Below are 12,161 nucleotides of genomic sequence, written 5' to 3'. Positions count from 1 at the left end.
CCATCCGTACGTTCTTCAATGTATCGAATCCGACGAAGCGTTATGTGAAAACATCGCTGTCGATCCTCAATATGGGCTTTATGCGCGGCCTTTCGCCGTACTATATGTCGGGCACGCCCGCGATCAACGACTACATCAAAGGTCTCGTCGCAAGCGATCCTTATCTGCGCGACAAAGGCTTCACGATTTTGCGCGAAGTGGCATCGCTCGGCTTTCGCAATCGCTACTATGAAACAGCGGTCGAAGCGGATAGCCCTTATAAGAAGATGTTTTCTGCATTGTGGCGCGAGAATCCGCTGTCGCTCGCAGGCGATGGCCAGCGCCTCATGACCATGGCCGCGCTGCTTCACACCGACCGCAACGGCCGCGCCCTGCTGCCCGCATTGATCGACGCATCGGGTATTGGCGCACAAGCATGGCTCGACCGTTATCTCGATGCCTACCTCGCGCCGCTCGTGCACTGCTTCTACACGCACGATCTGGTCTTCATGCCGCACGGCGAAAACCTGATTCTGGTGCTGGAAAACCACGTTTCGGTTCGCGCGATCATGAAGGATATTGCTGAGGAATCCGCAATTCTAAACAAGGACGCGAAGCTGCCCGACAACGTCAAACGCCTTGCCGTCGATGTGCCCGAACGCGTCAAGCTGCTGGCGATTTTCATCGACGTATTCGATGGTTTCTTCCGCTATATGAATCAGATTCTGGTCGAGCACGGCTGCTGCACCGAGGACGATTTCTGGAACGCGGTGGCACGTTGCGTCGCGCGCTATCAGCACGCGCATCCGCAACTCGCGGACAAGTTTGCGCAATACGATATGTTCGCGCCCGAGTTCCTGCATTCGTGTCTTAATCGGCTTCAGCTTGGCAATAACCTGCAAATGGTGAATCTCGCCGATCCCGCTGCGAACCTCAAAATGGCAGGCAATCTGCGCAATCCGCTTGCGGGACGTCGCGATGTTCCGCGTATGACGCAACGCGCCGCCGAAGCGGTCGAGGCATAAGCATGACGGTGAACCGCACGCTGCAAGATCTGCTGCGGCTCGCCGCGCAACTCGTGCCGGGTTTGACGGGCATCGTGCGGGAAGGCGAATGCGAAGCGGACTATAAGGCGTTATTCACGCATTGGTCCGCTTCGTACCCCGAAGCAGGTCGCGCGTATTGGTCCTCGCGATGCTGGGGCATCGTGATCTGGCAGCCGGTGTATTTGAGCGTGATCGGCGTGCATGCGGCGCACGCGTCGTTATCGCTTACACGCATCATCCAGCCGATCGATGGTGGATGGACGCGCGAAGTACAACTGCCCGATCACGCGCCCATGCGAGGCGATCCATCGGTGCTTATCGAGCATGCCGCGCGCGAAATCACCGCATTTTGCAGGCTCGTGCGCGAAAAGCTGACGCCCGTGATCCGCCTCAATCCCGCAATGATGAACGGCACGCTCGCCGATGTCGTGCTCGCCGCGTTACTTGCCACACGCAAGGCGCGGCCCGAATGGAGCGATACGCACGTGCAGACGCTCGGCGATCAATGGCTCGCCGCGCTCGATATCGCCGCTCACGGCGGTTACTTCGCGTTCGATCGCACCGATGGTTCGCGCGCGCTCGCGCTCGAACGGCAGACCTGCTGTTACCACTTTCGCCGCCGCGACGGCGCGATGTGCAGCACGTGTCCGCGCCTCGACAAGCACGAACGCATCGTGCGTCTGAACATGGAACGGGACGCCGCCCTCGAAGCCTGAGCGCAGCCGGGCGTCGTCCACGCAAAGGAATCGACCGATGAACGACATCAGCAACCTGACGCATCTCGCGCTGCCCGGCGATGCGCAGGACACGCACTTGCAACTGCCCGCAAGCGCGTATTTCGACGAAGCGTTGTTCGAGCGCGAGATGGAGCGCATTTTCGCGAACTCGGCGCTCTACGTGGCGCATGAACAGAACGTGCCGAACGTGGGCGACTGGCATCGTCTGCCGCAGGACGATGGCGGCCGTGTGCTGGTGCGCGGCAAGGACGGCGTCCAGCTCATGTCCAATGTATGCCGGCATCGGCAGGCGTTGATGCTGGGCGGTGACACGCAGACGATTGCGATTACACGCGGGAATCTTGCTCCGACGGGCGGCAATATCGTGTGTCCGCTGCATCGTTGGACATATGACGGGAACGGTGAATTGATCGGTGCGCCCGAGTTCGATGTGAAGCCGTGTCGTCATCTCGAACGCTTTCCGTTGCGGCACTGTCATGGTTTGCTCTACGAAGGATCGCGCGATCCGGCGAAGGATATGTCACGCGTGTTCGCGCGTCCCGAGTTCGATTTTTCGGGCTATGTGCTCGATCATGTCGAAACGCATACGTGCAACTACAACTGGAAGACGTTTATCGAAGTCTATCTGGAGGATTATCACGTCGCGCCCTTCCATCCGGGACTTGGCAGCTTCGTGACGTGTGACGATCTCGACTGGGATTTCGGGCAGACGTACAGCATGCAGCGCGTCGGCGTGCATAACGCGCCGGCGCAGCCCGGTTCGACGATCTACAGCACATGGCACGATAAATTGCTCGATTATCGCGGTGGCGAAGCGCCCGAGTTCGGTGCAATCTGGGTCGCGTATTTTCCGACGCAGATGATCGAGCTCTATCCGCATGTGCTGGTCGTATCGACTTTGTATCCGAAAGGGCCTCAGGACACGCTCAACGTGATCGAGTTTCATTATCCCGAGGAGATTGCTGCGTTCGAGCGTGAGTTTGTCGAAGCGCAGCGCGCCGCCTATCTGGAAACCATGATCGAAGACGATGAAATCGCCGAGCGTATGGATGCGGGGCGTTTGCGTTTGCATCGGCGGGGCGTGAGCGATGCCGGGCCGTATCAGTCGCCGCTCGAAGACGGCATGAGTCATTTCCATGCGTGGTATCGGCGGGCGCTGGGTGGATCGGTGGAACGCGTGGCGCGCGAAATGGCGACGTGTTGATTACTTCGGTATCCGTAACACAATAGCTGCCAGCACTGCGCAAGCGGTCATCACAGCGCTGACGCCGAACAGCCCGAAGTGCGGAAACAGCAGCGCGACGAGCGAACTCGAGACCGCGCCCATCAACATTTGCACGGATGTGAGCAATCCGCCCGCCGCGCCCGCGAGTTCCGGCAACGGATCGAGTGCGGCGCGCGCGGCGGCTGGCGCGGCGAGGCCGAAGCAGAACGTGCTGATGAAGAACAGCGGCATCACGTTTGCGAGCGTGACGTGGCCAAGCGCATCGAGCGCGATCAGCCCGATTCCCGCGAACATCGCTCCCGTCACCGCGATGCTCAACAGTCGCACGCCCGATACCCCGCGTCCCGCGAGCCAGCCGTTGAGCATCGCGCCTGCGACGATACCCGCGCCGGTCGTCGCGAACATCGCGGCGTAGATGGCGGGGCGAACGTGCAGCACATCGAGCAGCACGAGCGGCGACCCCGCCACGTACGCGAACATCCAACCGAAACCGAATCCGTTGATAAGAATCGCGCCCGCGACATCGCGATGGCGAAGCACGGCGGCATAGTCTCGCAACAGCAGCGCAAGCGAGAAGCGCGTTTGTTTCGTTAGCACTGCCGATTCGCCTAGCCCGCGCCACGTGACACACGCCGCGAGCAGTCCGCATGCCGCCATCACGCCGTAGATGCCGCGCCAATGAATTGCTGCCAGCAGCGCCACGCCGATGGAAGGCGCGACAATCGGCGCGACATTGGCCACCACGGTGATCGACGCGATGCGCCGCTGCATCGCCTCGCCGTCAAAGCGGTCGCGCACGATGGCGAGCGCCAGCGTCATGCCCGCGCCCGCGCCGAGTCCCTGCGCGAAGCGCGCGAAAAGCAACATGCCGATGGAAGGCGCAAGCGCCGAAAGCAAGCCGCCGCCCGTGAAAATCGCCAGACCGAGCAGCAATAACGGACGACGTCCGTACGCATCGGAAAGCGGTCCATAAACCAGCGGACCGATCACGAAGCCCGCCATAAACAGGCTCAGCGTGAGTCCCGCTTCGCTGCTCGTCGCGTGCAGCGTCCCGCCAATTTCGACCAGCGCAGGCAAAGCCATATCGATGGAGATCGGCGGCAAGGCGGCGAGTCCGCCGAGAAACGCGGCGAACAGCAGCGAACGCGGCGCGAGCATCGACCGGTTCATGGCGTGAGCACCACGCGACCGTTTGTGCCCGCCGCGACCGCGCGATACGCGGCAGCGGCATCCGCGAGCGGATAAGTCCGAGCGATCGCGGGCGGCAGATAGCTGCCATCCTCGAAACCGGGCCGCAAGGCTTCCAGGATCGATGCCGCCGCCGTCAGATCGCGCTTGAGCGAATCGACGCCGATCAGACGGCTTTCGTTGTGATAGAAGTCCGCGAGATCGAATGTCACGTTGCGCCGGTCCGTCGCCGAAATCTCGACCAGACGGCCGCGCCACGCGAGCATGTGCAGCGCGCTTTCGAACATCGAACCGCCGACGGCATCGAATACGACGGAAGCGCCGCCGTTAGTCAGCGTGCGAAGTTGATCGATGGCATCGCCCGAACTGTTGTCGATGATCGCATCGACATAAGGATTCGCCCGCGTGCCGCGCGCCACGCCGATCACCCGCGCACCGATGCGCCGCGCAATCTGCGCCGCCGCGCCGCCGACGCCGCCCAATCCGATGATCGCAACGGTATCGCCTGCTTCCACGCGCGCCGCTTCGACGATCGCGCACCACGCCGTGATGAAGTTCACGCCAATCGTCGCTGCCTGCTCGTGCGTCAGATTGCGCGGCTTCCGGCTCAAACTCGCCACCGGCACCGCGATTTGTTCGGCGTGCGTACCATCTCGCGTAAAGCCGGTATCGCCGCCCGAACCCCACACTTCCGCGCCCACCCATTCGTCCGGACCCGCGATCACCACGCCCGAATAATCGCGGCCCGGCGTGCGCGGCAGCGTGGTCTGACTCATGCGGCCCGCGACGTTTTTCACATCGCTCGGATTGATCGACGCCGCGCGCATCTCGACGATGGCGGTATCTGCGGAACGGTTGAGTGCGGGCTGTTCCTCGACGGCGAGTACGTCCGGCGTGCCGTGTTGCGCGAATCTCAGGGCTTTCATGATGTGCTCCGTCTTTGCAATGCAAGCATTATTGGCGAAGCAACGGCGCTCGAAAAGGCGGTGGAACGATTAGAATCTTTGCGTCAAGTGGAAAGATGAGCACAAAAAATGGCCGATGAAATCAACGATATGCGCGTCTTCGCGCAGATGATCGAAGCGGGCAGCCTGTCCGCCGCCGCGCGCGCCGCCGATTCCTCGCCCGCCGCGATGAGCAGGCGGCTCGCGGCGCTGGAGCATCGGCTGGGCGTGCGGCTTGTCACGCGCACGTCGCGCCGCTTCGAACTGACGGCCGAGGGCGCGCAATTCCACGAGCGCGTGCTCGCGATCCTCGCCGCTGTCGATGAAGCGGAAACCGAAGCCAGCGCGCAATCGCGTACGCCGCGCGGGTTGTTGCGCGTGGGAGCGCCATCGGAAATCGGCCGCAAACAGATTGCGCCGATGATCACCGCGTTCTGCGAGCGTTATCGCGATGTCGAAGTGCGGCTGATCCTGTCGGATATCGGACTCGATGTGATCGACGACAATCTGGACGTCGCCGTGCGGATCGGCTTGCCCGAAGATACGGGCGTGGTCGCGCGCAAGCTGCTGTCGAGCCGTCGCGTGGTGGTCGGCGCGCCTTCGTATCTCACGCGCCATGGCACGCCGCGCACGGCCGCCGATCTCGCATCGCACGACTGCATCCGGCTGGTGCGCGGACAACGCGTATTCGATCGCTGGCGTCTGCTCGACGATGGCCGTCCGCGCGACATACTCGTGAGCGGCAGGCTTTCGACAGCGAACGGCGAAGTGCTGCACGACTGGGCGCGCGATGGTCGCGGTCTTGCGCTCAAGGCGCTATGGGATATCGAAGACGACTTGCGCAGCGGCGCGCTGATCGAATGTCTCGCGGATTACCACTGCGACGAGATCGACCTTTACGCGGTGTACGCGAGCCGTCGGCATCTGTCGCCGCGCATCCGCGCGTTTCTGGATTTCATGGCGGATGCGTTCGGAAAGAACGTTTATGTGTGAATCTCAGTTGATCGTCGGTGCATAGACGGGTGCATCGTCCGTGCTTTGAATGTCTTCTTCGAGCCTGGACAATTCCACGCCCGCCGCCTCGCGCAACGGCACGATCGATACCACCGAAATCACCGCCAGCAACATGATGTAGCCGACCAGCGGCATATACCCGCCCGCCCATGCGATCAACATCGCCGCGATCACCGGCGTCGGTCCGCTCCACGATACGGTCGCCAGCTGATACGCCAGCGACACGCCGCTATACCGCACGCCCGATGTGTACTGCTCCGCAAAAAGACTAGGCTGCGCGGCCTGCACCGCGCCTTCGCCGATCGCCATGGCCATGCTCATGGCCAGCACGATCAGCGGATAGCTGCCGGTGTTGAGCATCAGAAAATACGGGTAGATGAACAGGCCCAGAAACATCATCCCGCCCATAAACACCTTTTTCCGTCCGATACGATCCGAAAGCGCGCCGAAGGTCGGATGCGCGACCAGCGTGCACGCAGCGGCGATCATCAGTGCGCGCAAGGCATCGCTGCGCGGCAGATGCAGGTTCTGCGTCAGATAGACGAGCGAATACACGGCCACCACGTAAAAGCCCGCACACTGCACCGCCTGCGATGCCACCAGCAGAAACGTCGAACGCTTGTGCTTCCTGAGCAGCGTGGCGATCGGCACACTCGGCGTCTCATGCTGACGCTTCATCCGCGCGATGCTCGGCGACTCCGCCAGCCGCCGACGAATCACGATACCGACCACCACGAGAATGCCCGACAGCAGGAACGGCACGCGCCATCCCCATGACGCGAATTGTTCGGGCGTGGTCAATGCGGTGGTCGCGGCCATTGCGCCGGTCGAGAGAATCAGCGCGCCGGGAATGCCCATTTGCGGCCAGCTTCCGTAGAAGCCGCGCTTTTTGGCGGGCGCGTGTTCGATCACCATCAACGTCGCGCCGCCCCACTCGCCGCCGACCGCGAAGCCCTGCACGAAGCGCAGCACCGTCAGCAGAATCGGCGCGAAAATGCCGGCGCTCGCGTACGTCGGCAACAAGCCGATCAGAAAGGTGACGCCGCCCATCATCGTGAGACTGAGCACCAGCATCGCTTTTCTGCCGATACGGTCGCCAAAATGCCCGAACACCGCGCCACCCACCGGCCGCGCGATAAAGCCCACCGCAAAGCTCGCCAGCGACGCGATGGTGCCCGCGACCGGATCGAAGGTCGGGAAAAAGAGTTTGCTGAACACCAGCGCCGCTGCCGACGCGAAGATAAAGAAGTCGTACCACTCCAAGGTCGTGCCGATGGTGCTCGCGAGCGCCACCCGCCGGATATCGGCGATTTCTGCCATGTTTGTCTCCGGATGCGGACGCGCCCAGTCGATTTGCCGGGCGCTTGTTATTGCGTATGTGCTTTTAGCTGGCTTTTTTCAGCGCTTCGCCGTTGATGCCGGCGAAAGCGGTCTTGCGCCAGTCGCCTGCATCGGGACGGGCGAGGCCGAGGTTATCGCGCAGCGTCGCGCCTTCGTAGTCCTTGCGGAACACGCCGCGGCGTTGCAGTTCCGGCACGACGTGGCGCACGAAGTCTTCGTAACCGCCGGGCACGTGCGTCGGCGAAATCACAAAGCCGTCGCAACCGCCTTCGACGAACCATTGCTCCATCTGATCGGCCACGGTTTTTGCCGTGCCCGCGAACACCGGGTATTCGTTGAGACGCGCGCGATTCGAGAACTCCACGAAATCACGCACCGACGGATTCTGCTTGCCCGACAACATCACCACGCGATCGCGAAAGCCGGTCCAGCCGGAAATGGCCTTCATTTCGGCATCGGTGAACGGGGCGTCGTAGTCGCGCTTCGAGAAGTCCGTGTTGAGCACTTCGCACAGGAGCGTGAGCGAGTCGATCGGCCTGGCGAGCGAATCGATATATTCGCGCTGCTGCTGCGCGATTTCTTCCGATTCCGCCACCACCGTATAAACCGCCGTCGATACCTTCACCGATTGCGGATCGCGTCCCGCCGCCGACACCGCCTGCTTGAGTTCAGCGTACTGCTTCTTGCCCGCCGCGAGATTCGGATACACCACAAAAATCAGCTCGCCCCAACGCGATGCAAACGCGCGTCCGCGGCCGCTTTGTCCCGCCTGAATCAGCACCGGATGGCCCTGCTGCGAACGCGGCACGGTCAGCGGTCCGCGCGACTTGAAGTACTCGCCGCGATGGTCGAGCCGTCTGACCTTCGATGCATCGGCGAAACGGCCGCTTTGCTTGTCGAGAATCAGCGCGCCCTCTTCCCACGAATCCCAGTGGCCCATCACCGTTTCGAGGAATTCATCGGCGCGGTCGTAGCGCAGGTCGTGTTCGAGGTGCATCTCGCGGCCGAAGTTTGCCGCTTCCGAATCGTTCAGCGAGGTCACCACGTTCCATGCGACGCGGCCTTTCGTCATCAGATCGAGCGTCGCGAAATGGCGTGCGATATGGTACGGCTCGTAGTACGTGGTCGAATACGTCGCGCCGAGGCCGAGCTTGGTCGTGGCCATCGCCATGGCGCAGAGAATCGGCGATGGGTCCATTTTGACGGCGCGCACGCCGTGTTCGACCGTCTGCGCGTGATCGTCGCCGTAGATATCGGGCATGGCGAGGCGGTCATCGAAAAAGGCGAGATGGAACTTGCCTTCTTCCAGCGTACGCGCGATGCGCTGGTAATACTCGGGCGAGGTGAAATCCTGCATCGCCGCGCTGTGTCGCCACGAGCCGGGATACGTCGAGCAGTTCTGCGCCTGCAAAAAGCCGATAAGCGTCATTTGACGCGATGCGTTATTCGACATGGTGTCTGCCTCCGTCGTCCGGTGCGTGCCGCGCCGGAATCTTGTTGATCGATCACTTCGCCGCGATTGCCGACGACTTGCAACCGATTATCCCGAGCCGTCCGAAGCGACACTATTTGCTTTATGAGATAGACTCATAGCCGTTTTTGATAAAACCGACGGAGACGCTTCACATGGCGCACGACACGCCGGACGAGACAGCGGACGCGGCGTCGCCGCTGACCATGCGTTTCGATCTGGTCGAACTGGAGACCTTTCTCGCCGTCGTCGAACTGGGCAGTTTCAGCGCCGCTGCGAAACGTTTGCATATTTCGCAGCCCTCGGTGACGAGCCGCGTCCAGCGCCTGGAATCCACGCTCAGAACGCGGTTATTGGTACGCACCACGCGCCATGTCGAGCCGACACCGGCAGGCCGCCGATTGCGCGACCGCGCCGAAATCGCGCTGCGCGATCTGCGCGTGCTGCTACAGGAATTTCAGGTCGATGCCGACGCCGCGCGCCTGCGTGTAACCATCGCGTCCACGCCGATGATCGCGGCCGTCATGCTGCCCTCGCTGATCCATTCCTTCTGCCAGCGCTATCCGGACGTACAGATTCAACTGCGCGATCTGCAGTACGAAGACGTGGTCGCCAAAATCGAAGCGAACGAGGCTGACCTCGCCGTGGTCGCCTTCGACAACGATTCGAGCAAGCTCAGTTTTCAGCCGCTGACCGAGGAAGACATGCTCGTGGTGGTGCCGAACACGCACGAATTCGCTCAGGCGGGCGATATCACGCTCGAACAGCTCGCCACCATTCCGCTAATGCTGCTGGAGCGCTATTCGATCCTGCGCGATACGCTCGCCGATGCCTTCACGCAGCACGGCCTCACGCTGCGCCCGATGCACCAGGCAGCGAATCTCAGCACGCTGCTCGGCATGGTCGATGCGGGCCTTGGCGCGACCTTCCTGCCGCGTACGATGGCCCAGCGTTACGCCCGCGACACGCGCGCCACACTGCGCGTCACTGATGTCCGGCTGATGCGCAGCTTCGGCATTCTGCGTTCGCGCAGTGCCGAACTGAGCGCGGCGGCGCAGAGTTTCGTGCGCCATTTGCAATCGAATTTCGGCGCGGTATTGGCGCGCGAAAGTGGACAAGCGTGAATCGATCTATCCATTTTTCCAATCAATCCATCGCGACATCGAAATTGTTATGCAGAGGACACGACCCTAGACTCGAACCATCAAAGACATGCGGCATTGCGCCCATGTCCGGATCGAACTCAGGAGACGTTCATGGCACTCAACGACAAACAAACTTTCCGCGATGCACTCGGCGCTTTTCCGAGCGGCGTGACCATCGTATCGACGACCGACGGCGAAGGCCGTCATTGGGGCTTTACGGCCAGCTCGTTCTCGTCCGTATCGATGGACCCGCCGCTGGTGCTGGTGTGTATCGCGAATACGGCGGATTCGCATCCGGCCTTTATGAAGGCGCGGCGCTATGCGATCAATATTCTGTCGCAGGGACAGGAAGCGATCGCGATGCACTTCGCGCGCAAGGGCGTCGATAAATTCGGTCCGCATGAATTCCGCTATGGCAGCGAGGATGAACCGCATCCGCCGGTGCTGCCGGGATCGATGGCATCGCTGGTTTGCACGGCGCACGATGTGTACGCGGCGGGCGATCATACTGTGCTGATCGGCCGGATCGAAGATGTCGAACTCGGTGACGCCACGCCGCTGGTCTATTACAACCGGGGTTTTCGCAACCTCGAACTCGAAACCGAAGCAGAAACACTTTCCTGATTTTTACTGAGTTATCCGTATGAATCCATTCAGCTTCAATACCGTTCCCTCGCTGGTGGTCGAATATGGCGCGGCCCGCCGATTGGGCGCGCTGCTGCGCGAACGGCATCGTGATTTCACACGGCTCGTGCTGGTGACCGATCGCTTTCTGAATCAGAGCGGATTGATCGCGCCTGCGTTGGACAGTCTTGCTGCGCATGGCTGGCAAACCACCGTGATCGATGACGTGATCGCCGATCCGCCCGATCATGTCGTGCTCGATGCCACCGCGCGCGCGAAGGCGAGCGGCGCGGAGATCGTGGTCGGACTCGGCGGCGGTTCGTCGATGGATGTGGCCAAGCTGATCGCGGTGCTGTGTGCATCGGCGCAACCGTTGACGAAGATGTATGGCGTCGGCAACGTCATCGGCCCGCGCCTGCCGCTCGTGCTGATGCCGACGACCGCAGGCACCGGTTCCGAAGTGACGGCGATTTCCATCGTGACGACGGGCGAGACGACCAAGAGCGGCGTGGTATCGCCGATTCTGTATCCCGATCTTGCGCTGCTCGATGCCGAGCTGACTTTGGGGCTGCCCGCACAAGCGACCGCCGCAACGGGCATCGACGCGATGGTGCATGCGATCGAAGCATATACATCAGCACGACTGAAGAATCCGTTGTCGGACATGCTGGCGAAGGAAGCGCTGCGTCTGCTCTATGCGAATCTGCTGCCGGCGTGCCGTGATGGTCAGGATCGCGTGGCGCGTGAGGCGATGCTGCTCGGCGCGACGCTTGCAGGACAGGCGTTTTCGAACGCGCCGGTGGCGGCGGTGCATGCGCTGGCGTATCCGCTGGGCGGGCATTTTCATGTGCCACATGGCTTGTCGAATGCGCTGGTGCTGATGCATGTGCTGCGTTTCAATGCGAGCGCTGCGACGCGTTTGTATGCCGAGTTGGCTGATGTGATCGGCTGCGCTCCTGGCGGTGATGATGAAGCGAAGACCGAGGCTTTTGTTGCTGCGATGGAAGCGTTGGTCGTTGAAACGGGCATTCCACGCACGCTGCGCGAAGTCGGCGTCAACGAAAGCCATTTGCCGATGCTCGCGTCGGATGCGATGAAGCAGCAGCGTCTGCTGATCAATAATCCGCGTGAAATGACGGAGGCGTTTGCGCTGGAGATTTATCGGGCAGCGCTGTGAGGATTGCGGTTGGGCGGTTGGGATGCGGCGTGTATCGCGGCGATGGATAGCCTATGCCGCCGCTCCGTTCCAGCGGCCTAAGTGAACGCGTGTGATGCACGTCGCTCAATACCCGCTTCCGGTCCTGCACTTTGGCATCGGACGGTTCCCGGACCTTGATGAATCGCGGTACCTCATCGCCGTACAGATTGCCCGTCGGGGCCGCTTTGGCGATGACTTCCATTGTGCTGTTGCGCTCGTTACTGAACAGGCCGACGCTTGATCGACGCA

The 12,161-nt window shown here is 61.7% G+C and carries 12 protein-coding genes; 7 read left to right on the top strand and 5 right to left on the bottom strand.

The features are described from left to right. The 3 genes from P7F28_RS16720 to P7F28_RS16710 all read left to right on the top strand — a co-directional run. On the top strand, nt 1-1,004 hold a 1,004-nt coding region (locus tag P7F28_RS16720; RefSeq protein WP_277185640.1), incomplete at its 5' end, for an IucA/IucC family siderophore biosynthesis protein. 2 nt (nt 1,005-1,006) lie between these two features. Then, the gene (locus P7F28_RS16715) at nt 1,007-1,741 is read left to right on the top strand and encodes a siderophore ferric iron reductase (protein ID WP_277185639.1); all 735 of its coding nucleotides are present in this window, start codon (nt 1,007-1,009) and stop codon (nt 1,739-1,741) included. Nucleotides 1,742-1,778: 37 nt separating this feature from the next. Next, entirely contained in the window at nt 1,779-2,966 is a 1,188-nt protein-coding gene (locus tag P7F28_RS16710) for an aromatic ring-hydroxylating dioxygenase subunit alpha (RefSeq protein WP_277185638.1), read from the top strand. Here P7F28_RS16710 and P7F28_RS16705 read toward each other — a convergent pair whose 3' ends face one another. Together P7F28_RS16705 and P7F28_RS16700 are read right to left on the bottom strand one after the other, a co-directional pair. Next, on the bottom strand, nt 2,967-4,157 hold the full coding sequence (locus P7F28_RS16705) for a multidrug effflux MFS transporter (protein ID WP_277185637.1): 1,191 nt from the start codon (nt 4,155-4,157) through the stop codon (nt 2,967-2,969). Next, nucleotides 4,154-5,101, bottom strand: a complete 948-nt coding sequence (locus tag P7F28_RS16700; RefSeq protein ID WP_277185636.1) for a zinc-binding alcohol dehydrogenase family protein — start codon at nt 5,099-5,101, stop codon at nt 4,154-4,156. Before P7F28_RS16700 ends, P7F28_RS16705 begins: the two co-directional genes overlap by 4 nt. A gap of 108 nt (nt 5,102-5,209) precedes the next feature. Here P7F28_RS16700 and P7F28_RS16695 point away from each other — a divergent pair, with 108 nt between their 5' ends. Beyond that, the gene (locus tag P7F28_RS16695) at nt 5,210-6,112 is read left to right on the top strand and encodes a LysR family transcriptional regulator (RefSeq protein WP_277185635.1); all 903 of its coding nucleotides are present in this window, start codon (nt 5,210-5,212) and stop codon (nt 6,110-6,112) included. 3 nt (nt 6,113-6,115) lie between these two features. Here P7F28_RS16695 and P7F28_RS16690 read toward each other — a convergent pair whose 3' ends face one another. After that, nucleotides 6,116-7,453 (bottom strand): MFS transporter, encoded by a 1,338-nt coding sequence (locus P7F28_RS16690; RefSeq protein ID WP_277185634.1) that lies wholly within the window; start codon nt 7,451-7,453, stop codon nt 6,116-6,118. Between the two features lie 64 nt (nt 7,454-7,517). Then, nucleotides 7,518-8,927: an LLM class flavin-dependent oxidoreductase gene (locus tag P7F28_RS16685; RefSeq protein WP_277185633.1), complete on the bottom strand. Its 1,410-nt coding sequence runs from the start codon at nt 8,925-8,927 to the stop codon at nt 7,518-7,520. Between the two features lie 173 nt (nt 8,928-9,100). Here P7F28_RS16685 and P7F28_RS16680 point away from each other — a divergent pair, with 173 nt between their 5' ends. From P7F28_RS16680 to P7F28_RS16670, 3 genes are all read left to right on the top strand, one after another. Continuing rightward, a complete protein-coding gene (locus P7F28_RS16680; RefSeq protein ID WP_277185632.1) occupies nt 9,101-10,069 on the top strand; it encodes a LysR family transcriptional regulator in 969 nt (322 codons plus the stop codon). Nucleotides 10,070-10,201: 132 nt separating this feature from the next. After that, nucleotides 10,202-10,714 carry a flavin reductase family protein gene (locus P7F28_RS16675; protein ID WP_277185631.1) on the top strand — a complete coding sequence of 171 codons (513 nt, stop codon included), beginning with the start codon at nt 10,202-10,204 and terminating at the stop codon, nt 10,712-10,714. Nucleotides 10,715-10,733: 19 nt separating this feature from the next. After that, a complete protein-coding gene (locus P7F28_RS16670; RefSeq protein ID WP_277185630.1) occupies nt 10,734-11,891 on the top strand; it encodes an iron-containing alcohol dehydrogenase in 1,158 nt (385 codons plus the stop codon). Here the strand turns inward: P7F28_RS16670 and P7F28_RS16665 are convergent. After that, nucleotides 11,830-12,161: hypothetical protein (locus P7F28_RS16665; protein ID WP_277185629.1), on the bottom strand; the 332-nt coding region annotated here is incomplete at its 5' end. The two genes, P7F28_RS16670 and P7F28_RS16665, sit on opposite strands and share 62 nt — an antisense overlap.

It is taken from the genome of Caballeronia sp. BR00000012568055, from assembly GCF_029439455.1.
GTDB lineage: Bacteria > Pseudomonadota > Gammaproteobacteria > Burkholderiales > Burkholderiaceae > Caballeronia.
Note: the sequence above shows the minus strand (reverse complement) of the source record. Positions and strands in the feature narration are given on the sequence as shown.

Coding starts and splice junctions, on each gene's coding strand:
- P7F28_RS16715 (WP_277185639.1), top strand. CDS start 1,007: ATGACGGTGAACCGCACGCTGCAAGATCTGCTGCGGCTCGCCGCGCAA.
- P7F28_RS16710 (WP_277185638.1), top strand. CDS start 1,779: ATGAACGACATCAGCAACCTGACGCATCTCGCGCTGCCCGGCGATGCG.
- P7F28_RS16705 (WP_277185637.1), bottom strand. CDS start 4,157: ATGAACCGGTCGATGCTCGCGCCGCGTTCGCTGCTGTTCGCCGCGTTT.
- P7F28_RS16700 (WP_277185636.1), bottom strand. CDS start 5,101: ATGAAAGCCCTGAGATTCGCGCAACACGGCACGCCGGACGTACTCGCC.
- P7F28_RS16695 (WP_277185635.1), top strand. CDS start 5,210: ATGGCCGATGAAATCAACGATATGCGCGTCTTCGCGCAGATGATCGAA.
- P7F28_RS16690 (WP_277185634.1), bottom strand. CDS start 7,453: ATGGCAGAAATCGCCGATATCCGGCGGGTGGCGCTCGCGAGCACCATC.
- P7F28_RS16685 (WP_277185633.1), bottom strand. CDS start 8,927: ATGTCGAATAACGCATCGCGTCAAATGACGCTTATCGGCTTTTTGCAG.
- P7F28_RS16680 (WP_277185632.1), top strand. CDS start 9,101: ATGGCGCACGACACGCCGGACGAGACAGCGGACGCGGCGTCGCCGCTG.
- P7F28_RS16675 (WP_277185631.1), top strand. CDS start 10,202: ATGGCACTCAACGACAAACAAACTTTCCGCGATGCACTCGGCGCTTTT.
- P7F28_RS16670 (WP_277185630.1), top strand. CDS start 10,734: ATGAATCCATTCAGCTTCAATACCGTTCCCTCGCTGGTGGTCGAATAT.